General features: G+C 42.4%; 17 protein-coding genes. 7 read left to right on the top strand and 10 right to left on the bottom strand.

Annotated elements, in window-relative coordinates; genetic code table 11:
• Positions 1-599: 599 nt before the first annotated feature.
• Positions 600-1,799: a PilT/PilU family type 4a pilus ATPase gene (locus AY605_RS12295; RefSeq protein ID WP_005246179.1), complete on the top strand. Its 1,200-nt coding sequence runs from the start codon at positions 600-602 to the stop codon at positions 1,797-1,799.
• An 80-nt stretch (positions 1,800-1,879) separates the two neighbouring features.
• On the opposite strand, the gene AY605_RS12300 is transcribed toward AY605_RS12295, so the two are convergent.
• The 4 genes from AY605_RS12300 to AY605_RS12315 all read right to left on the bottom strand — a co-directional run bounded on the left by AY605_RS12300 (position 1,880) and on the right by AY605_RS12315 (position 7,099).
• Positions 1,880-3,082 (bottom strand): MFS transporter, encoded by a 1,203-nt coding sequence (locus tag AY605_RS12300; RefSeq protein ID WP_404793718.1) that lies wholly within the window; start codon positions 3,080-3,082, stop codon positions 1,880-1,882.
• A 213-nt stretch (positions 3,083-3,295) separates the two neighbouring features.
• Complete coding sequence (gene gcvH, locus AY605_RS12305) at positions 3,296-3,670, bottom strand: glycine cleavage system protein GcvH (RefSeq protein WP_004280423.1); 375 nt, start codon at positions 3,668-3,670, stop codon at positions 3,296-3,298.
• Between the two features lie 82 nt (positions 3,671-3,752).
• A complete protein-coding gene (locus AY605_RS12310; RefSeq protein ID WP_064096680.1) occupies positions 3,753-4,781 on the bottom strand; it encodes an AraC family transcriptional regulator in 1,029 nt (342 codons plus the stop codon).
• A gap of 464 nt (positions 4,782-5,245) precedes the next feature.
• Positions 5,246-7,099, bottom strand: coding sequence for an ABC transporter ATP-binding protein (locus AY605_RS12315; protein ID WP_064096681.1), 1,854 nt, complete (start codon positions 7,097-7,099; stop codon positions 5,246-5,248).
• A 206-nt stretch (positions 7,100-7,305) separates the two neighbouring features.
• On the opposite strand from AY605_RS12315, the gene AY605_RS12320 reads away from it, so the two are divergent.
• Positions 7,306-7,959, top strand: coding sequence for a hypothetical protein (locus tag AY605_RS12320; RefSeq protein ID WP_064096682.1), 654 nt, complete (start codon positions 7,306-7,308; stop codon positions 7,957-7,959).
• A gap of 112 nt (positions 7,960-8,071) precedes the next feature.
• Here the strand turns inward: AY605_RS12320 and AY605_RS12325 are convergent, their stop codons facing one another.
• Positions 8,072-9,325 carry a mechanosensitive ion channel family protein gene (locus AY605_RS12325; protein WP_064096836.1) on the bottom strand — a complete coding sequence of 418 codons (1,254 nt, stop codon included), beginning with the start codon at positions 9,323-9,325 and terminating at the stop codon, positions 8,072-8,074.
• A 523-nt stretch (positions 9,326-9,848) separates the two neighbouring features.
• Here AY605_RS12325 and AY605_RS12330 point away from each other — a divergent pair.
• Positions 9,849-11,642, top strand: a complete 1,794-nt coding sequence (locus AY605_RS12330) for an NAD-dependent malic enzyme (protein WP_064096683.1) — start codon at positions 9,849-9,851, stop codon at positions 11,640-11,642.
• A gap of 200 nt (positions 11,643-11,842) precedes the next feature.
• On the opposite strand, the gene AY605_RS12335 is transcribed toward AY605_RS12330, so the two are convergent.
• The 5 genes from AY605_RS12335 to AY605_RS12355 all read right to left on the bottom strand — a co-directional run bounded on the left by AY605_RS12335 (position 11,843) and on the right by AY605_RS12355 (position 16,886).
• The gene (locus AY605_RS12335; RefSeq protein ID WP_064096684.1) at positions 11,843-12,379 is read right to left on the bottom strand and encodes a DUF2058 domain-containing protein; all 537 of its coding nucleotides are present in this window, start codon (positions 12,377-12,379) and stop codon (positions 11,843-11,845) included.
• 12 nt (positions 12,380-12,391) lie between these two features.
• Entirely contained in the window at positions 12,392-13,069 is a 678-nt protein-coding gene (locus AY605_RS12340; RefSeq protein ID WP_064096685.1) for a YoaK family protein, read from the bottom strand.
• Positions 13,070-13,111: 42 nt separating this feature from the next.
• Positions 13,112-14,308 carry a serine/threonine transporter SstT gene (sstT, locus tag AY605_RS12345; protein ID WP_064096686.1) on the bottom strand — a complete coding sequence of 399 codons (1,197 nt, stop codon included), beginning with the start codon at positions 14,306-14,308 and terminating at the stop codon, positions 13,112-13,114.
• A gap of 328 nt (positions 14,309-14,636) precedes the next feature.
• Entirely contained in the window at positions 14,637-16,385 is a 1,749-nt protein-coding gene (locus AY605_RS12350; RefSeq protein WP_064096687.1) for a SulP family inorganic anion transporter, read from the bottom strand.
• A 183-nt stretch (positions 16,386-16,568) separates the two neighbouring features.
• Complete coding sequence (locus tag AY605_RS12355; protein WP_064096688.1) at positions 16,569-16,886, bottom strand: ArsR/SmtB family transcription factor; 318 nt, start codon at positions 16,884-16,886, stop codon at positions 16,569-16,571.
• 281 nt (positions 16,887-17,167) lie between these two features.
• On the opposite strand from AY605_RS12355, the gene cysK reads away from it, so the two are divergent.
• From cysK to AY605_RS12375, 4 genes are all read left to right on the top strand, one after another.
• Complete coding sequence (gene cysK, locus AY605_RS12360) at positions 17,168-18,166, top strand: cysteine synthase A (RefSeq protein WP_064096689.1); 999 nt, start codon at positions 17,168-17,170, stop codon at positions 18,164-18,166.
• Between the two features lie 184 nt (positions 18,167-18,350).
• On the top strand, positions 18,351-21,044 hold the full coding sequence (locus tag AY605_RS12365; RefSeq protein WP_064096690.1) for a heavy metal translocating P-type ATPase: 2,694 nt from the start codon (positions 18,351-18,353) through the stop codon (positions 21,042-21,044).
• On the top strand, positions 21,044-21,451 hold the full coding sequence (cueR, locus tag AY605_RS12370) for a Cu(I)-responsive transcriptional regulator (protein WP_064096691.1): 408 nt from the start codon (positions 21,044-21,046) through the stop codon (positions 21,449-21,451). Before AY605_RS12365 ends, cueR begins: the two co-directional genes overlap by 1 nt.
• A 49-nt stretch (positions 21,452-21,500) precedes the next feature.
• A complete protein-coding gene (locus AY605_RS12375; RefSeq protein WP_064096692.1) occupies positions 21,501-21,695 on the top strand; it encodes a heavy-metal-associated domain-containing protein in 195 nt (64 codons plus the stop codon).
• Positions 21,696-21,789 lie beyond the last annotated feature (94 nt).

A 21,789-nucleotide genomic window follows, 5' to 3' on the forward strand; every position in this document is an offset into this window, starting at 1 on the left:
AATCCTGTACTTGACTTGGAAATGTCCATATAGGACATTTCTATTTGGTTATTAGGTAGGACATTTCTACTTGGGAATAACATCAATTTTTTATTTCTTATAAATCATGTTTTTATGGATTTTTCATGTTCCACGGTCATTTAACAATCAATGTTCCATGGTTCTATTGAGTTTTAATAAATAATATCCAGTTTTTTAATGAGTTATTATTCCATATGCGGAAACTCAAATTGGATTTATAGAAGCGAGTAAGTTGGGTAATCATAAGAAACGAAAATATGTTATGTCTTTGATAGATATTAAATGCGCCGTTCAAAGAAACTTTATTTATTGTAAATCATAAATAATGAGTCATCTACGAGAATTCAACCTTTAAAATTACAATCCTATTTTTTTGGCAGAGTTACTTTAAAAAGCTTGAATACTTCTACTTAATTTAATTTTTATTGAAGTACATCACACAAATATTAAAAAATATTTTCTTTATAAATCAAATATATTTGAGCATATTTATAAAACGCTGCACAATGAAATCAAAATATATTGGCATAAATCTAAGATCAAGATTTGTGCAGTTGTGCATTTCCGGGGGAAAGAAAATGTTCACGGCAGAACTGTTGGACGAAGCAAAAAAATTCATGCATCACATGCTGACTAAAGTAGTGGAATATGGTGGCTCAGATTTATTTATTACGGCTGATTTTCCACCGAGCATCAAACATCAAGGCTTAATGAAACCTTTTGGACAACAGGAACTTACAGCTGAAAAAACCAAACTGTTTGCCTACAGTCTGATGAATGATAAACAGCGTAAAGAATTTGAAACTGAACTTGAATGTAACTTTGCCATTACTGTACCGGGCGTCTCCCGTTTCCGGGTCAATGTGTTCCAGCAACAACTTAATGTGGGCATGGTGATTCGTACCATTACTGCAGAAATTCCAAATTTCCAGAAACTGAAATTACCGGAATCCCTGAAACATGTGATTATGGAAAAACGTGGACTGGTACTGGTAGTCGGAGGAACGGGTTCAGGTAAATCAACTTCACTCGCAGCCATGATTGACTACCGAAATGAAAATTCAGCAGGGCATATCATTACCGTAGAAGATCCGGTTGAATATGTGCATAAACATAAAAAATCCATGATTACTCATCGTGAAGTCGGAGTGGACTGCCATTCTTGGCATAATGCGCTGAAAAATACCTTGCGTCAGGCTCCGGATGTAATTCTGATCGGGGAAATTCGCGATACTGAAACTATGGAACATGCGATTGCTTTTGCGGAAACTGGCCATTTGTGTTTGGGAACTCTGCATTCCAATAATGCCAACCAGACTTTGGACCGGATTATCAACTTCTTCCCTGAAGAACGCCGGAATCAGTTATTGATGGATTTGTCTTCAAATATGAAGGCGATTATTTCACAGCGTCTGATTCGGACTCAAGATGGTAAAGGCCGTCGGGCAGCGATTGAAATCATGCTGAATACACCTTTGATTTCCGACCTGATCCTGAAAGGCGAGTTTCATGAGCTGAAAGCCATTATGGCTAAATCCCGTGAACTGGGCATGCAGACTTTTGACCAAGCCTTATTTGACCTGTATAACCAAGGCGCCATTTCCTATGAAGAAGCTTTGCGTAATGCCGATTCTACCAATGAGTTACGTCTGCAGATCAAGCTGAAAAGCAATCGTCAGGACAGTACTGCACCAGCTAGTGAAGCAACCCAATTCACCATGATGCAAGATCCAAAAGCGGATGAGAAAGAAGCAGAGAATACTTCGGTGTCAGAATAAACCTTTACTCAAAACATCACAGGCAGAATTTTCTGCCTGTTTTGACTTATATTATTTATTATTCAATCCAATCCATAAAATTAGTCAGTTTTGCGTTGTACCAGCAGCTTAAAATAAACAATGCTGCTCAGCGTTAAAAGACCACACAAAATAAAAGCCAACTGATAACTATAAGCGGCAATGATGGCGCCAATGAGCAATGAACCGATGGCAATACCTAAATCATAGAATGTATAAAAAGTTGAGGTTGCATAGCCAATCCGATGCTTGGGGGCACGTTGAATCGCCAAGGTTTGAATACAGGGCTGCACACTGCCAAAACCTACTCCAATCATGACAGCAGCAAGCATGAATCCCCATAAGCTCTGGATCTGGCTCAGTAAAAATAGGCCCAAACTAAAAGCCACCAATGCCGGATAAATCACATATTGTGGACCTTTACGATCATAAATTTTTCCGGTGATCGGCCGTAAGCTCATCATGGAAATTGCAAAAACCACAAAGAACAAACCAGCATAAGCCATTAAACCTTTGCTGGCTGCAAAGGGAGCAATAAAGGACATAATGCTGGCATAAGAAAAAGAAATCAGCATGGCCAGTACCGCAACAGGTAATACCGTCTTTTCTACAAAATCTGTCAGCTCAAGTGATGTTTTCTTGTTAGAATTTTCAATTATTTTTTCAGGTTCTTTGACCGGAATCAGAAAACAGAAGGTAAATCCGATAAAGACCAGAGCAACCAGCAGTATGCTGACCTGAAAATAAGACCAGTATTCCATCAGGCTCAGACCTATAAATGGCCCTAAAACAATCCCCAGATTAACCGACATGACAAAATAGCCCATACCTTCGCCTTTACGCTGTTCCGGAATAAACTGGTTTACGACAGGCACACAAACTGTGGTCAAGATACTAAACCAGATACCATGCAAGAAACGGATGATAAACAGAATCGTGAGCTGATCAGCGAACAGGTAAGCTAAGGAAAAAATATTGAAAAATATTTCTGAGACAATTAAGGTTTTGCGTATACCGAATCTTTCGATAATTAAGCCGCTAAAAGGACGCACTGCAATGGCAGAAACCATAAATAAAGTCATGGCCAGACCGGCCTGGGTTAGATTACCGCCTAACTCTTTCAGGATGTAAATTGGCAAAATTGTAGTTTGTGCAAAATAGAAAATAAATAAAAACAGGTTATTGGACAGACAAAGTACAAATGACTTGGTCCAAAGAAGTGAAGTATTGTCGTTCATGAGGATCCTGAATAATATGTGCGACAAGCGCTGAGACTGCACATGAGTATTATTTTTATAAGCAAGCACGACAGATGGGCTGCAAAGCAAGTACCTTAATCACTTTAAGAAATATATGTGAAAAGTGCAATAAGTTTCCGATAGAAACACCTTGAGTTTAATTGGGAAAAATAAGTAAAAAGTTTGTTTTTTCTATAAAAAAATCAGCCCGGAGGCTGATTATCTGAATCTTGGACTATCTTAGAGGCCAGCTTCATATTCTGTGTTGGAGAGCAGTTTTTCGACATCTGCCATATTGTCCGGCTTGATTTTATAGATCCAGCCTTTGCCATATGGGTCATCATTAATGAAATCAGGATCATCTTCAAGATCAGGATTAATTTCAACCACTACACCAGACACCGGTGCATGAATATCGGAAGCAGTTTTGACAGATTCAACTACACCGGCCTGTTCGCCCGCAGTGATATGTGAATCAAGATCTGGTGCTTCGACATAGACCAGATCGCCTAATGCATCCTGTGCATGGTCGGAAATACCGGTCACAACAAGATCACCCTCAATGCGCACCCATTCATGTGTACTTGCGTACTTTAATTCTGCAGGATGATTCATTGATAACTCCTTAAAAATCTTAAGATCATTTTTGACATGTTTTATACATTCTTTTTAAGCAAAACAAAAGGCTTATACTTCCTTATAAATAAGGATCTTTGCGCCAGTTGCTCGGGCTGCGACCACTCCAGCGTTTAAACGCCCGGCTAAAATTGGCGACATCGCTATAACCCAGTTCATCGGCAATCTGTTCCAAGGTAAAATCTGTCCGGGACAATAATGAGGTAGCATGCCGGTAACGCACTTCATCGACCAGGGTAGAAAAGGAGGTGCCTTCGGCGGCAAGTTGACGTTTTAAGGTACGGTCAGACATATGCAAGCGATCAGCCACACTTTCAATACTGAGATAGTGTTGCTCGGCATGGGTCAAGATATCCCGGACACGCATGGCAATCCGGTGCCGTTCGCCCAAGGCAGAAAGTTCTGTTTCACACTGGTTAATCGCAATCTGGCTGGCAATCGGATCGGCATGTACCAGCTTGTTCATCAGGTAGCTTTTATCAAAACTCAGAATTAAATGCGGCTGTTCAAAGCGGAACTGATGGGTAGGGAACTTCGCCATAAAGCGTTCAAAACCTTCCGGCTTCTTAAAATCGAAGTCAATTTCTCCCGTTGCATCGTTAACGCCTGTAATCGCTTTGGCCATACTGATCAGACCAATCATCAAGGCAATGGAAATTTCGGTGCGCAGAGGTTCAAGCTGAATATCGGTTTGCAGTTGTACCGTGGCTTTAGCACCAAAAGTCGAGAAAAATAGTTGCAGGAAGGGTAAGCGAAGTTGAATAAATCGATTCGCCAGTACCAGCGCATCAGTAATATTATTCGCCGTCATAATGGCATAGCCAATAAAGCCATGAATCGAGATCCGCATCTGTGTGCCGAGATGATAGCCCAAGGTCGGTTCCCCGGTCAGTTTCAGGGCATATTTGACCAGTTCATTGGAGACAGGAGTTGGAATACGAAAATCAGGATCTGCCAACTGTTCACTGGTCAGGCCAAAAGGTTTGAAAAGCGACTCATTATTATAACCCCAGCGGGAAATGACATCGAGAAGCAGGAGACCGTAAACACCTGGAATTCCTTGGTCTTGGCGTGGAGCAATTGTTTTCATGCGCGATCCGTTGCACTCATTCAAATTTTTTTATTTATGAATAGATATTGGCATGAAGCCACCAAATTTTTCATTAAAATTGTTGGACAAAATTTTGGCGATTGTGACTGTGCCTCTGGCAGATTAGCCTGAATTCAGCCTTAAAATCAATTAAACCACATAATTTTGTTGATCAAATTAGAATTATTTTATTGAACCTGTCATATTTCTGCATGGGCTAGCCCAAAATCTGAGAATACGGCGTAAGTGTAAATTAAAATTGAAACATGCTTCATGAGGGTACTTTCAATGCCCATATGCTGGGGAATTTCAGTAAAAAATATCGGATAGATGGCAACTCAAGGTTCATCTGTAGAGAAGATTTTAAAAAGAAAGGTCTGGGCAAAGTTTTCTTTTGTCCCAGACCTGTTCAGTATTGAAGCCGATCAAATCATCAGAAGTTTTGAAATCTTCTAGAGATCATATTATTCATGATCTTTTGATGCTTTGATTTGTTGCTCAATCAGCATGCCGCCAGTTTGACGCTGCCAAAGCTGGGCATAGATACCATTTAATGCCACCAGTTCATCATGCGTGCCTTGTTCGGCAATTCGACCCTGATCCATTACAATCAGACGATCCATCTGCGCAATGGTCGAAAGGCGATGCGCAATGGCAATTACGGTTTTACCTTTCATCAGTTCATCCAGGCTGTTCTGAATGGCAGCTTCTACTTCAGAATCCAGTGCACTGGTGGCTTCATCCAGAATCAGAATCGGCGCATCTTTCAGGAATACACGTGCAATTGCAATCCGTTGACGCTGACCACCGGAAAGCTTCACGCCACGTTCGCCTACATAGGCTTCATAGCCTTTTTTGCCGCGTAGATCAGTCAGATTTGGAATAAACTCTTCTGCTTTGGCTTTACGCACAGCTTCATACATTTCTTCATCGCTGGCATCAGGACGGCCATATTTAATGTTTTCCGCGACCGTGCGATGCAGCAGTGAAGTATCTTGGGTCACTAAAGCAATATTCTTGCGTAAACTGTCTTGAGTGACCTCATCAATATCCTGACCATCGATCAAGATGCGGCCCTGGTTGAGATGATAAAAATGCAGCAACAGCTGAATCAGGGTGGATTTCCCTGCACCTGAACGGCCGACAATACCAATTTTTTCACCTGGATGAATGGTGAGATTAAACTGATCAATGACGTTTTTATCATTATAGGCAAAGCTGACATTTTCAAATTTAATTTCACCATGCTTTAGCTGCAGTTCTTTGGCACCTGGTTTATCTTCAATGGTAATTTTACGGCCTAAGGTCTTCATGCCATCTTGGATGGTACCCACATTTTCAAACAGGGCGGAGGTCTGCCACATCATAAATTCGGCAATACTGTTCAGTTTCAGTACCATTGCCGTAGTTGCGGCAATAATTCCCAGCTCGGCCTGACCTTCCATCCACAGCCAGATCGCGGTACCCAGTACGCCACCGTACAACACCACACTCAGCAGTAAAATACTGATTTCGTATTGCGCACCCAGACGCATCTGTTTATATACCGTGACCATAAATTCCTGCATCGAAGTTTTGGCATACTGGCTTTCGCGGCCGGCATGGGCAAAAAGCTTCACGGTCTGGATATTGGTATAGGCATCCGTGATACGGCCGGTCATGACCGCACGGGCATCCGCCTGGGCATTGGAAATTCGGCTCAAACGAGGAATAAAGTAACAAGCTGCACAGATGAACAAGGCTAGCCAGACCATCAGTGGAATGATCAGCAAGGGGGAAATTGCACCCAAAACAATATTGATGGTGATGAAATAAATCAGCACATAAGCCAGCATGTCACCCAGAATTACCCAGAACTCGCGTACTGCCAACGCCGTTTGCATGACCTTGGCCGATAAGCGTCCGGCAAAATCATTGTGGAAAAAATCCAGGCTTTGTTTCATGAGCAGATTATGAAAGCGCCAGCGTAAACGCATTGGGAAATTGCTATACAGAATCTGGTGCTTGATCAGGGATTGTGCGCTGGCGAAAAAAATATTGGCCAGAAGAACAATACTCAGTAAGATTAAATTACTGGCATGTTGCTCCAGAAAAGTATCCGGCTGGCTTTTACTCAGCCAGTTCACCAGGTCACCAATTTTTGAGTAAAGTAAGGCTTCGAAGCTGGCCGCACCAGCAGTACACAGTACCAGAATCAGCAAATAACGGCGTACGCCATAGGCTGCCTGCCAGACAAATGGAAAAAACCTGGTTGGTAAAGGTTGGTTTAGATTTTTGGTGGGATAGGGGTCAACCAGTCTTTCAAGCCATCGAAACATTATCGTACTCTTATCATGCATTTTGCTTTTCGGGAATTATAAAGGATTCTGTTTTTTTAAGCCCGTAATTGGGTGAAATTGCCACAAAATTATTTAAAAGTCAGACTTTACTTTTCAATATGGATACGTAATTCTAAATCCATAATTATATTAAATTTTAATCAATTTTTTACACGCAAAATAATCCCAAACGAGAGCAGTAAAATATGAGTATCTGGGTAATAGCTAGCCGTAAACGAGGCTCAGGAAAAACCATGATTGCCATGCATATCACTGAGTTATTACGTGGGCAAAGTCCTACGTTATTGCTTGATGCCAATCTGGAGCCGCAGGGGTTTGAATGGGCAAATCTGAAAAATGAAAAATTTTCTTTCGAGCATCTGGATGTCTTAAAACATGACAGTCATAGTCTGGATCACCGGTTGGAGATGCTGAAACAGCAGTTCAGCTATATTATTGTTGATATTGATGGGCAGGATACACCTGCCTTACGTTCAGTCCTGAAACATGCAGATAAACTGATTATTCCGAGTTCCATCAATCCAGAAGATAGTCAGCTTGAAACCGAACTGGTGCAATTGGCGATTGGGATTGCACAATATAATACTCATTTAAAAGTTTATACTGTATTAAATAAGGTTCCTGAACAGCAGCTTGCGGAAATGAAGCAGACACAGAGTCTGCTTAAGAATATTCCCGGTACGCAGTTTCTGAATACAGTAATTTATGAGCATCAAGGTAACCAGAATTTATTATTAAATGGCACAATTATCTGTGACGATCAGATCAATTTAGAGCCTGATTTTTATAAAATGCTGCAGGAGCTTATGCAGGAAAAATCCTCTAAAATTTCAGGCTGACCGCCCAAAGATTAAATTTATATATAAATTATTGAATTTTTATCAAAACAGAATAGTTAAAAGCCTGAAATAGGACAGTATTTCAGGCTTAAAAAGTTGTCGGAACTTATAATTAACTGATAATGGAAGAAGGTTGACTAAAAGCCTCTTTTAAATCAAGACCTGAAGGGGCTTGATACACTTTTAAACCAAATTCAGGAATAATCGCCAATAGATGATCAAAAATATCAGACTGGATATTTTCATATTCGGCCCAAACCGTGGTATTGGTAAAGGCATAAATTTCTAATGGTAGACCTTCACTGGTCGGTTGTAACTGACGCACCATCAGGGAGTGATTTTTGCTAATTCCCGGATGCTGTTGCAGATAGAACTCTACATAGGCACGGAAGGTACCAAGATTGGTGAGACGGCGCTGGTTGTACTGTGAATGATGGCTCAGTTGCAGGTTAAATTGTTCCAGCTCTTCTGATTTGGTATTTAGGTACTGATCCAGCAGAATAAAATTTTTCAGCTTGTTCTGTTCTTCAGCCGACATAAAATGTACGCTGTTTTGATCAATGTGAATCGAGCGTTTGATCCGCCGTGCCCCAGCTTCCTGCATGCCACGCCAGTTTTTAAAGGTATCCGTAACCAGTTTGTTGGTTGGAATCGTGGTCACTGTTTTATCGAAGTTCTGTACCGTAATGGTATGTAATGACATATCAATGACATCGCCGTCTGCGTTCAGCGAAGGCATTTCAATCCAGTCACCAATCCGTACCATGTCATAAGATGAAATCTGTACTGAAGCCACCAGTGACAAAATGGTATTCTGGAACACCAGCATCAGTACCGCGGCCATGGCACCAAATCCGGCCAGCAAGGTAAAGACATCTTTTTTCAGGAAAGTTCCCAGAATCATCAGACCACAAACGATGAAGATAATCAGTTTGACCAGCTGTAAATAACCCTTGATTGGCTTGTTACGCGACTTAGGATTGCGTTGATAAATCAGGTTGAAAATATTTAGCAGTTCACCAATTGCCAGAGCAATGGTCAGGAAGATGAAGGCTTGTGCACCCATCTGGATGAAGGTCTCAACCTTGTCAGATAAATGCGGAACGGTGGTAATCCCGTTCATAATTACAATTGCGGGCACGATATTGGCAATGCGACGAATCACGCTATGCTCGGCAATGATTTCATTATGTGCAAAAGGCATTTTGGAAATCATTTTACGAATTCCACGTACCACAACCTGTTTGGCAAATAGATTGGCAAGAATGGCCAGTAAAATCACAATACTGAGTGAAGACAGCATTTCCAGCCATGGATACTGATCTGCCCAGACCTGTATATTCTCGATCACCTTAAACTGTTCCAAGTTATCTTTTCTCATTCAATTAAAAAATAGTTATAGAGTTTATAGCTTTAGCATGAATTTTTTAATTTTAAATAAACTTTTAATACATTTCCTCATATGCTGTTTACTATCAAACGGTTAAAAAGGCCTGAAAATACAGCTCTAGCTTGGTTTCAAGTTTCATATTCAATAGATTTGCTACTGAATATTTTTTATGAGAAATAAGTTTTATTTTTCAATATATAATATTTGAAGTTACAAAATATAGATTTTTACTTTTATTAATAACTAATATCATTTAATACAAGAAGAATTAAATTGAAATCAATTTTTTAATTATCTCATTTAATATTAATGCCTAAAGGTAGAATAATTATTAACACAGAATTTAAAAAAATAATGATTTCAAAAAAACTCGCAGTGCATAAAGAAAATATGCGAATAATATTTTAACAAGTGTTGATTCTAAAAAGATGCTCGGCTGAGCTGATATTTAATCCAGATACTTTCTCAACATCCTATAATTATTTTAAAAGGTATGAATATGTATACTCGTCAAGCTAAAGTGGTTGTTGAAAATAACCAGCGTAAATTTAAAACTACTGCACGTGGCTATGAAGTTTTGCGTGATCCTGCCTTAAATAAAGGGACTTCATTTAGCATAGAAGAAAGAAAAGCTTTGGATTTAACCGGGATTTTACCACCCGTGGTAACGACTGATATGGAACTGCAATTAAATCGCGCCTATCAGGCTTACCAGGCCTGTAACAGTGATTTGGATAAGCATATTTATATGTGGCGTCTGCATGATAATAATGTGACATTGTTTTATGCATTATTACAGCGTCATATGCTGGAAATGTTGCCTGTGGTTTATGACCCGATTGTGGGGGAGGCAATTGAAAATTATAGTGAAATCATGACACGTCCACGTGGTATTTTCTTGAGTATTAATGAACCTGAAAGTATTGAAGAAAAGCTGCAGTCCTATGGTGCTGAATCTGGGGATATTGATCTGATAGTCGCTTCCGATGCTGAGGAAATTCTGGGAATTGGAGACTGGGGTTCAAATGGGGTAGATATTTCCATCGGTAAGCTGGCGGTTTATACCGCAGCTGCGGGAATAGATCCACACCGGGTCATCCCCGTAATTCTGGATGTAGGCACCAATAATGAAAAATTATTAAATGATCCGTCCTATGTCGGGAACCGGCATGAACGGATTCAGGGCAAAGCATATGATGATTTTATAGATGCCTATATAAAAGCTGCAAGAAAGTTATTTCCGCAAGCAGTATTGCATTGGGAGGATTTTGGTTCGACCAATGCCCGGCGGATTTTGGACCGTTACCGCGAAACCCTTCCAACCTTTAACGACGATATTCAGGGCACAGGTGCTATTGTGATGTCTGGTCTGTTAAATGCAGTTAAATTAAGTCAAACACCGTGGACTGAACAGCGGGTAGTGATCTTTGGTGCAGGCACAGCAGGCTGTGGTATTGCAGATCAAATCTGTGCTCAAATGATTCGTAGCGGCCTGACAAAAGAACAAGCCATTTCCCGAATCTGGTTAGTCGATTTGCCCGGCTTATTAACTGAAGATATGAATGATGGTCTTCTAGATTTCCAAAAAACCTATGTGCGTAAAAATGCTGAAGTTGCTGGTTTTAATCGGGTAGTTAATCATACTGCGATAGAGGCAAGAACACGTTGGCCCCATATGGCAGCATTACAAGCAAAAGCTAATCAAAATAAAGGGATTATTGATCTTGCAGAAACTGTTGCACAAGTAAGACCCACTATTTTAATAGGAACGTCTACCACACCGGGTCAATTTACAGAGCAGATTGTGAAACACATGGCCAGTCATGTTGAACGTCCCATCATCTTCCCATTGTCCAATCCGACATTACTACATGAAGCAACACCGCAACAGCTGATTGAGTGGACGAATGGGAAAGTATTTGTGGCAACCGGAGCACCATTTGATGATGTGATTTATCACAATGTGCGCTATAAAATTGGCCAGGCCAATAATGCGGCACTTTATCCAGGTTTGGGTTTTGGTGCAATTGTTGCCAAAGCTCAAAAAATCACGGATGAAATGATCTTTGCCGCCGCCCAGGCCGTGGCCAGTCAGGCAAATTTAGGTTCTGAAGGTGCCTCGTTATTACCATCAAATGCCGATCTGAGAGTAACTTCCAGTGTTGTTGCCTTAGAAGTGCTTCGTACTGCACGGGACCAAGGAATTTCTGAGCTTAAAACAGAAGAGTCTGATGTTGAGGTGATTCGTCAGGCTGCTTGGTGGCCCGTATATGTACCTGTAGAAGCTATCTAGTTTCAGCTTAAAAATGAGGATGTAGATGAGACGGGTTAAGCTGCATCTTTTTATTCTAAAAATACATTTCATCTTGTTATAGATGCAAAGGTGTTCAAATACCAGCTTAAGTCAATTTTTAATTATTTGAACTAAGATCTTGAAGATATAATTTAATAAAACCGGCCTGAGCCGGTTTTATTTATTAGATAAGAATAGGCTTACCACATCAAATCATCTGGAATCACATAATCTGCATACGGATCTTCTTCATCAGTCGTTTCTTCATTTTTCTCTGAATTATTCACGATGATAAAGCCTTGCATTTTGGCATTGATACGATCCGCCAGCGCTTTAGGCAGGAAAGCATAGCTTTCATTTTCGCGGGCGATCACCAGGCTTCCTGCAACCAGGGCATTATAAATTTGCTGATTCAGATAGACTTTCTTGATTTTAGAATTATCAATAAACTGATAGGCAATTTCACCGTCAGTGTCACGAATTTTATGCTGATTGATCATTTGCATAATAGCAGCTTTGAGCTCTTTTTCCTGCAGCGCTGCTTTTTTCTCTCGTTCAATCGCCTGATCTTTTGCTAGCTTTTCCTGTTTGGCCTGTTCAATTTTAGCCTTGATTTCAGCATCACTGCTATCGCCAGTGCGCTTTTCGTGAACGGCCTGTTTTGACAGTTTTTTTGCTTTCTTATTATCGACCAGACCTGCCTTTAACAATTGTGCCTGTAATGCGTTTTTAACCATAAGAATGTCCAGTTATGAGTCGAATTGATGTCGATAACGTATATAAATCACCCAGTAGGTGAGGCTGAGGGTCAGACTTAACACGACCGGGATCAGGAATGCGTTTAATTTTAAATAAGGATAAACCCAGCTGGCAAGAAGACCACCACCGAAAAAACCGAGTAAAATCAGAACATGTAAAATCACCCGGCGTGGTTCCACATCCAATCCGCGTATACGGTAGCCTAAGGCCAGACCAAGATCGGTCAGTACGCCAGATAAATGCGTGGTGCGAATAATTGCGCCCTTATAATGGCTGACCATGGCATTTTGTACGCCCATTGCTGTACAGGCCCAGAGCAGGCCATAGCGAGGAAAATAAGGGAGCAATATCCAGCTTAGCAGAATAAACAAAGCCACCAGGCTGAGCGGATAGCCATAAAGACGTCCTAACTGAAAGTGACTGTTACCCAGAATAAGACCGCTATACATTGAGCCAATGACATAACATAGCGTTACCAGAAACAGATACACGATATGCTGCGGTTCCCAATTCACCAGCGCCATGGCCAGCATACTGATATTACCGGTCATATGGGAAACGGATTGGTGCAGGACGGTAATCAGACCGAGTACATTAATCATGCCGGCATTCACGGCAAGAAAAAATGCACCCAGATGAATCCAGATGGGTAAACGCTGTAATGGCATAACAACATCAATGGCTAAACATATTGTTTAATTAATATAAAATCAATTTGATGCGCGGTCTACTGCTGTCGTGAACAAAACGTCAGTCGATGAATTTAGCGCGGTTTCAGTAGAATCCTGTAATACACTGATTACCATACCAATTGCAACAACTTGCATGGCAATGTCTGAAGAAATACCAAACAGGCCACATGCGACCGGAATCAATAGCAATGAACCACCGGCAACACCAGAAGCCCCGCATGCCGAGATTGCAGCCACCACCGAAAGAATCAGCATGGTGGTAAAATCGACATTAATTCCCAAAGTATTCACGGCAGCCAATGACAATACGGTAATAGTGACAGAAGCACCAGCCATGTTGATTGCAGCACCGAGAGGTATTGCAATACTTGCAGTCGATTCTTTGACACCTAAACGTTTTGCCAGATCCAGGTTTACTGGAATATTGGCTGCCGAACTACGGGTAAAGAAAGCAGTAATACCACTTTCTCGCAAACAAGTGAACACCAGTGGATATGGGTTATTACGCGTGATTAAGGCAACCAGAAGCGGATTAATGACCAGAGCCACAAAGACCATGGTTCCGAGCAACACGGCAAGTAAATGCACGTAACTGGTCAGCGTTTCGAGGCCAGACTCAGCAAAAGTCACTGCAACCAGACCAAAAATACCTACAGGCGCAAAACTGATAACAAGACGAATTACATAATTCACCGCAAAGGCTGCATCATTCAAAAGTGTCTTGGTTGTATCTGATGCATGACGGAAAGCAATACCTAAGGCTACTGACCAAGCCAGGATACCAATAAAGTTAGCTTCAGCAATGGCAACCACCGGATTAGCGACAAAACTGAGCAGCAAATTTTTCAGAATTTCTACCAGACTGCCAGGTGGCTGCAAGTCAGTTTGTGTAGCGATATCCAGGAACAGTGTACTTGGGAATAAAATACTCGCAACCACAGCGCTGAGTGCAGCAAGGAACATACCAACCGCATACATTATCATAATCGGCCTGATAGCAGAGTTAGACTGACCCACCTTAAAATTCGCGATAGAAGCTAACACTAAAATGAAAACCAGAATCGGTGCAACAGATTTCAAGGCTTTAATAAACAGGTCGCCCAGTAGGCTTAATGAGGGAGCAACTTCGGGAAATACCACAGCCACAGCCACGCCTAAAATAATGGCGATGATGATTCGAGAGACTAAGCTCATGCGCGTAAGGGCAGAAAACATAAGGTTGCCTTGTGAAAATTACGAGGGCGAAATGGGGAAAAAAGTCGTGCTATTTTATACTTAAATTAAACAGGGCTTCGACTATATTTTCATATTAAAGTCAAACTATTGATATTATTAATATATTCTAAAGTTAACTGGTTTTAGATATTGTTTTTTTTGAAGAAAAAATCTGCACATGATGGATAAATCATCTCGGAGAAAATTTTATAGATGAAATAAATATCAATTTCAGACCAAGAAATTCAAATTATATTTGAAAATTCATAAAAGACATGAACTCATATCCGCTTTATATAGCCGGGCATGAGTATAAGTCTAAATGGTCCTAAATTGTATAATCTTTATGCTGTTCAAAGATCTCTGGCGCCAGATCTCGGATCGCCTGAAAATGTGTCAGATAAATCCGGCCACTCAGATGCTTCATCAATCTGGACGCCTGCAGTTTATCCATCACCGGGCCTTTGACTTCTGCGAAATGCAGGTGAATATCCAGTTTGGCCAATTCAGCATTTAAATCTTCCAGCATTTCCAGAGCACTCAGATCAATGGCACTGATACTGGAACAGTTTAAAATCACGTGTTGTAGCTTGTCATTCAGGCTGATCTCATTGATCAGATATCCTTTGAAGTTATTGGCATTCAGAAACGATAGATTTTCATCAATCCGCAGTGACAGCACCCGATCTGAGGTGATGACCTGATGGCGCTGAATATTGCGAAAATGCTGGGTTCCTTCAACTAGACCCACGACTGCAATATGCGGCCGGCTGATGCGCCATAACATCAGCACAAAAGTTGATACAATTCCAATCAGCAAACCAGTAGAAATGTCAATCAGCACCACGCCCAGAAAAGTAATCCACATGGCAAGACCATCTGCTTTGGAATAACGCCAGGCATCAACGAATGGCTGAAAGTTAACCAGTTTCCAGATTGAGACAATAATTGTGGCGGCCAGAATCGTCAGGGGCAGATCTTCAAAAAATCCGGTAAAGAACAGGCTGACAAAAATAATCAGAATTGAAGATAAAACACCAGCCATAGGGGATTTGGCACCGGCATCAGCATTCACCACAGTCCGTGACAGGCTGCCCGTTACCGGAAAGGCTGAGCTTACGCCTGCACTGATATTGGCCAGGCCAAGCGCGATCAGTTCCTGATTACTATCTAGATGGCTGCGCTGCTGCAATGCTGTGGCTTGCGCAATCGAAAGCGATTCTACAAAGCTGATCATGGCGATCATGCTGGCACCAGGCAACAAGGTCATGACCAGTTCCCAGTTCCAGTGTGGAAAGGATAAAGGTGGAAAACCGGATGGAATTGCACCGACAGTTTTAATGCCATAAATCTTTAAATCCAGAAATACAATTGCAGCAATGCCGAGACACACCAGAATCAGGGGTACCGCCCGGACCAGAAAATCTGTAGGACCAATCCGGCTTTGTACAGCCTGAGATTTTAATAACTTGGGCAGATAGATCAGCAGACTGATAGACAGCAGGCCGAAAATCAGGCTAGGAAGGTGCAATAGCGGGAAGTATTGCAACAAGCTACTGACAAACTCCGGAATATTATTGGCTTTTAAGGGGAGGTCAACCAAAAACTTTAACTGGCCAAAAGCAATGAGCAATGCTGATGCAATGATGAAACTTTGAATCACGGGATGACTGATTAGCTGGATCAGAAAACCAAAACGGAATACGCCTAAAAGCAGGGAGATAATGCCAACCATCAGTGCCAATAACATTGCAGCTTCAATATAGACCGGGGAACCCACCTCAAACAAGGGATTAAGCGTGGCGAAGGTCATCATGGAAATGATGGCCACGGGGCCGATTGACAAAGTCGAACTACCACCGAGCAAAGCATAAATGATCATTGGCAGGATGCTGGCATATAAACCCATGATCGGTGGCAAGCCTGCAAGCATGGCATAGGCCATCCCTTGGGGCACCAGCATGGCCACTACAATCAGGGCAGCCAGAACATCGGATTTAAATTTGACTGGCGTATAGTGGCTTAACCAGGCCCAGGCAGGGAGTTTATGCAGAATTTTAGACTTGGAATTTGGCATAAAAAGGTCTAAATCACAAATATAGATATATTATGCACAAATTCTGCTAAGAAGTCTTAGCTGTTCTAAATATGTGATGATTCATATTTAGAATCATCGGAACAAGTCACATTGCATCTAAAAATCTGGAATTCTGATTTTTATAATGTAAAACACCCTTAATGTCTAAAATTTAAATAACCATTAATTTACCTTATTGCTGCAATATAATTGGTAAAGTGTATTTAAGACGACAATCAAATTTTGGTCTTTAATTGAATAATAAATCTGTTTGCCATTACGCCGGGTATGGACTACATCACTTTTACGCAGCATCATCAGCTGCTGGGAGAGCGTAGGCTGTTTGATTTCAGTCATTTGCTCGATTTCTGAAACATTCAGTTCCGCTTGTGACAGATGGCATAAAATGAGAAGACGGTCAGTATTGGCCAGAGATTTTAAAATGCCGACGACCTGTTCTGCTGAATTGCGCATGGTCGTGATTTCAAAATCGGTTTTCATTCAATATATCCATTATAAAGTTACAGCCAGTCAATTATACGGGGCTGGGTCCTTAATACATTGCTAAAAACAGTTAAGTTTTATGGTTTTTAATGAATTGAATTATCAATTAAAATTATATTTTAAATATTGATAGATAAGATAAATTTATTGCAGCATGTGAGAAGCATTTTAGTTCTCATTCGTGCAATGAAGTGCAAGTTTCATCAAACATCTACAAAGCACAAAAATGCTTGTATGATGTTTAAATGACTTGAACCAATAACATCAGGGATATCATCATGAGTACAGATTCAGCTTTTCCAGTACCGAGTAATCTAGGTATAGCGGTTTATAGTAATAATGCAGAGGCGATTGGAAATACACCACTTGTTCGCATTAATCGTGTGATTTCAGGTCCAGCCAATGTACTTGCAAAAATTGAGAGCCGTAATCCTGCATTTTCAGTAAAGTGTCGTGTGGGTGCAGCACTAGTTGCTGATGCAGAAAAGTCAGGCAAACTCAAGCCGGGGATGCATATTGTGGAGCCAACCAGTGGCAACACTGGGATTGCACTGGCTTTCGTTGCTGCAGCCAAAGGCTATGATATTACTTTGACCATGCCATCGAGCATGAGTATTGAGCGCCGTAAAGTGGTCAAAGCGCTAGGTGCTAATCTGGTACTGACAGATCCGGCTAAAGGCATGAAAGGGGCAGTAGAAGAAGCACAACGTCTAGTCAATGAGAACCCTGAACTGTACTACCTGCCACAGCAGTTTGAAAACCCGGCCAATCCAAAAATTCACGAAGAAACCACAGGACCAGAAATCTGGGAAGCAACCGGTGGTAATGTGGACATTCTAGTTGCTGGTGTAGGCACCGGCGGTACCATTACCGGGGTTTCACGTTATTTTGAAAAAGTGAAAAACAAGCCTTTATATTCAGTGGCGGTGGAACCTGCTGAATCTGCAATTATTGGTCAGGCGAAGCGTGGTGAAACCCTAACCCCTGGACCACACAAAATTCAGGGTATCGGCGCCAACTTCATTCCAGGTAATCTGGAGCTGGACCTGGTCGATGAAGTGATTGCCATTAATAGCGCAGAAGCAGTTGAATGGGCACGTAAAACTGCCGCTCAAGAAGGTATCCTTGTGGGAATTTCATGTGGTGCAGCGATGGCAGCAGCGGCCCAGGTGGCTGCTCGTCCTGAAAATGCCGGCAAGAATATTGTGGTGATTTTGCCAGACGGCGGTGAACGCTACCTGTCTTCAATCCTGTTTGAAGATATTTCGGCTGACTAGAGTCCGGTACATTTTAGATCAAAAGTATCGCCATAAAAGCCCGACGTTATGTTCGGGCTTTTTATTGAGCTACATGCCTTCATATAAGGAAAAATAAAGAATTTATCCCAAAACCTTGACCTTCCCATAATAGTAATGTTTAAGCTATGGGATAGGTAGTGAATGGGCGAATGGAGAACACGGAATGAATATATCAGCGACTCCCCGGTTGCATGAACAACAGGTGCAGATTAGCGGTATGACCTGTGCCTCCTGTGTAGCTCGGGTGGAAAAAGCCTTAAAAAAAATTGAAGGCGTGGTCGAGGCATCTGTCAACCTGTCGACTGAAAAAGCTTTTATTAAAAGCCAGCAGCCGATTGCTGCCGCTGCGCTGGTTCAAGCAATTGAAAAATCCGGTTTCGATGTGCCGACGCAACAGTTTGATTTGAATATTGAAGGCATGACCTGTGCATCCTGTGTGGCTCGCGTAGAAAAAGCACTCAAAAAAGTAGAGGGTGTGCTGGATGCACAGGTCAATCTGGCCACTGAAAAGGCGCATGTGAGTGCGATCAATTCTGTGCCATTATTTAAACTAACTCAGGCGGTACAAAAAGCCGGTTTTGATATTCAGACTGACCGGATTGAACTGGCAATTGAAGGTATGACTTGTGCTTCATGTGTGGCACGAGTCGAAAAAGCCTTATTGAAAGTAGAAGGCGTCAGCGAGGCGCAGGTCAATCTAGCCACCGAAACTGCCTGGGTGAAAGCCTCACAATCCCAGATTCCGGCATTGATTGCTGCTGTGGAGAAAGCTGGTTATCAAGCCACACTAAAATCCGGTACCGATCTCTCAGCAGAGAATCATGTGGCTTTTCAGGAAAAGAAAGCCAATGAAACTGCACAGCTGAAACGCGATTTATGGTTGGCACTTGTTCTGGCAATTCCCGTATTTATTCTGGAAATGGGTTCACATCTGATCCCAGCTTTTCATCACTGGATTACCCATACACTGGGAACACAAAACAGCTGGTACATCCAGTTTGTATTGACCACCCTGGTACTGCTGATTCCAGGACGACGTTTTTATCAGCATGGGATTCCGGCATTATTACGTCTGGCACCAGATATGAATTCTCTGGTCGCAGTCGGAACCATTGCAGCTTACGGATTTTCCTGTATTGCGACTTTTTTCCCGCAACTGTTACCGCAGTCCACCGTGCATGTGTATTTCGAAGCGGCTGCCGTCATTGTTACGCTGATCTTACTGGGGCGTTATCTGGAGGCCAAAGCCAAAGGGAAAACTTCGGAAGCGATTCAGTATCTGGTCGGTTTGCAGCCGAAGACAGCCCGAGTACGACAAAATAATCACTGGGTTGATCTGGCAATTGCTGATGTGCAGCAAGGTATGCTGATTGAAATCCGTCCGGGTGAAAAAGTTGCTGTCGATGGTGAGGTTGTTAGCGGGCAAAGTTATATCGATGAAGCCATGATTAGTGGTGAACCTTTACCTGTGGCCAAACAGGTTGGCGATCAGGTCGTGGGGGGTACGGTAAACCAGAACGGAACCCTGCAAATCAAGGCCACTGCGGTCGGACAGGATTCGGTGCTGGCACAGATTATTCAAATGGTAGAACAGGCGCAAGGCTCAAAATTGCCGATTCAGGCCGTGGTCGATAAAGTAACCTTATGGTTTGTACCTGCGGTCATGGCGCTAGCGGCCTTGACCTTTATGGTATGGTTCCTGTTTGGGCCTGAGCCGAATCTGACCTACGCATTGGTAAATGCAGTTGCTGTACTGATTATTGCCTGTCCATGTGCGATGGGACTGGCGACTCCTACCTCGATTATGGTCGGAACTGGACGTGCAGCAGAACTGGGCGTGCTGTTCCGTAAGGGCGAAGCATTGCAGTTATTGCAGCAAACCAAAGTCGTCGCACTGGACAAAACTGGAACCTTAACTGAGGGAAAACCGCTGCTGACCGACTTTGAAGTTACGGCAGATTTTAATCAGCAGGAGGTATTGCAGCTCGTCGCTTCAGTGGAGGCTAAATCTGAACATCCGATTGCTCATGCCATCGTTCAGGCTGCCCGCAAGCAAGAACTTGAACTGAGTGAAGTAACCGATTTTGATTCGATCACTGGTGCAGGGGTCAAAGCACAGGTTGCCGGTCAGCAGCTGCATATCGGTGCAGAACGTCTGATGCAGGACTTGGGTCTAAATGTCGATCTGTTTAAGTCTGGTGCACAAAAACTCGGTGCTCAGAGCCGCAGTCCATTATATGTGGCAATTGATCAGAAACTGGCTGCGATTATTGCCGTCGCCGATCCGATTAAACCAACTACTTATAGTGCGATTCAGGCCTTGCATGACCAAGGCCTCAAAGTAGCGATGATTACGGGTGATAATCAGCATACCGCGCAGGCGATCGCCAAACAGCTGAAAATCGATCAGGTGATTGCCGAAGTCTTGCCGCATAAAAAAGTCGATGCAGTACGTCAACTCCAGCAGCAATATGGTGTGCTCACTTTTGTTGGAGATGGAATCAATGATGCACCGGCACTGGCCCAGGCCGATGTTGGTATGGCGATTGGTACCGGCACCGATGTCGCGATTGAGGCGGCCGATGTCGTATTGATGTCAGGCAATTTACAGCATGTGGCGACAGGCATCGGCTTGAGTCAGGCCACTATGCGCAATATCAAACAGAATCTGTTTTGGGCCTTTGTCTATAATATTGCCTTAATTCCGATTGCCGCAGGTGTGCTGTATCCGTTTTGGGGTATTCTGTTATCGCCAATGTTTGCCGCAGGCGCAATGGCATTGTCCTCCGTGTTTGTCGTTAGCAATGCCTTGAGATTAAAGGCTTATCAACCGGTGCAGTTTAAGGAGTCAGCGTGATGAATATTGGCCAAGCCGCAAAACGCTCAGGCATCTCTGCAAAAATGATCCGATATTATGAAGAAATTGGCTTGTTGCCCGCTCCGAAACGAAGCGATGCAGGCTATCGGGTTTATACTGATGCGGACATTAAAACCTTAAGTTTTATTCAGCATGCACGTGAACTGGGATTTTCATCGGAGCAGATGAAAGAACTGCTGGGCCTGTGGCTGAACAGCTCACGCCAGAGCAGCGAGGTCAAACAGCTGGCTCAAAAGCATATCCAGTTTTTACAACAGAAAATTGCCGATATGCAGCATATGCTGATGATATTACAGCAATCGGTGGAGCAGTGTGCCGGCAATGAACAGTCCGATTGCCAGATTTTAAAACAGATTGAACAAGGTGTCAGAACTGAGCAGCAATGACATGCGCTGTATTCACATCAATTTTTAAATCGATCCTATGGAGCTAAACATGAAATTCCGTATTGAAAACATGACTTGTGGTGGCTGCGCACGCAGTGTCACTGCCACAATTAAAGATCTGGATGAAAATGCCACAGTAAATATTGACGTGGCCAGCAAGCTGGTCGAGGTTGAATCGAATGTGAGCGAATCCGAGATTGTTGCAGCTTTAACTGAAGATGGTTTTCCACCTGTGGCAGCCTGATATTGATCAGATAAGATGACATAAAATATTTTTATAAACTCATAGTCTAGAATAAAAAATGCCTGAGTAAATCAGGCATTTTTTATTCAGATCA

The organism is Acinetobacter sp. SFD, from assembly GCF_001647575.1.
GTDB classification, from domain to species: Bacteria; Pseudomonadota; Gammaproteobacteria; order Pseudomonadales; family Moraxellaceae; genus Acinetobacter; species Acinetobacter pecorum.

Bases quoted from the DNA above. Each gene is read 5' to 3' on its own strand.
- AY605_RS12295 (WP_005246179.1), top strand. From the start codon at position 600: ATGTTCACGGCAGAACTGTTGGACGAAGCAAAAAAATTCATGCATCAC.
- gcvH (WP_004280423.1), bottom strand. From the start codon at position 3,670: ATGAATCATCCTGCAGAATTAAAGTACGCAAGTACACATGAATGGGTG.
- AY605_RS12310 (WP_064096680.1), bottom strand. From the start codon at position 4,781: ATGAAAACAATTGCTCCACGCCAAGACCAAGGAATTCCAGGTGTTTAC.
- AY605_RS12315 (WP_064096681.1), bottom strand. From the start codon at position 7,099: ATGTTTCGATGGCTTGAAAGACTGGTTGACCCCTATCCCACCAAAAAT.
- AY605_RS12320 (WP_064096682.1), top strand. From the start codon at position 7,306: ATGAGTATCTGGGTAATAGCTAGCCGTAAACGAGGCTCAGGAAAAACC.
- AY605_RS12330 (WP_064096683.1), top strand. From the start codon at position 9,849: ATGTATACTCGTCAAGCTAAAGTGGTTGTTGAAAATAACCAGCGTAAA.
- AY605_RS12335 (WP_064096684.1), bottom strand. From the start codon at position 12,379: ATGGTTAAAAACGCATTACAGGCACAATTGTTAAAGGCAGGTCTGGTC.
- AY605_RS12340 (WP_064096685.1), bottom strand. From the start codon at position 13,069: ATGCCATTACAGCGTTTACCCATCTGGATTCATCTGGGTGCATTTTTT.
- sstT (WP_064096686.1), bottom strand. From the start codon at position 14,308: ATGTTTTCTGCCCTTACGCGCATGAGCTTAGTCTCTCGAATCATCATC.
- AY605_RS12350 (WP_064096687.1), bottom strand. From the start codon at position 16,385: ATGCCAAATTCCAAGTCTAAAATTCTGCATAAACTCCCTGCCTGGGCC.
- AY605_RS12355 (WP_064096688.1), bottom strand. From the start codon at position 16,886: ATGAAAACCGATTTTGAAATCACGACCATGCGCAATTCAGCAGAACAG.
- cysK (WP_064096689.1), top strand. From the start codon at position 17,168: ATGAGTACAGATTCAGCTTTTCCAGTACCGAGTAATCTAGGTATAGCG.
- AY605_RS12365 (WP_064096690.1), top strand. From the start codon at position 18,351: ATGAATATATCAGCGACTCCCCGGTTGCATGAACAACAGGTGCAGATT.
- cueR (WP_064096691.1), top strand. From the start codon at position 21,044: ATGAATATTGGCCAAGCCGCAAAACGCTCAGGCATCTCTGCAAAAATG.
- AY605_RS12375 (WP_064096692.1), top strand. From the start codon at position 21,501: ATGAAATTCCGTATTGAAAACATGACTTGTGGTGGCTGCGCACGCAGT.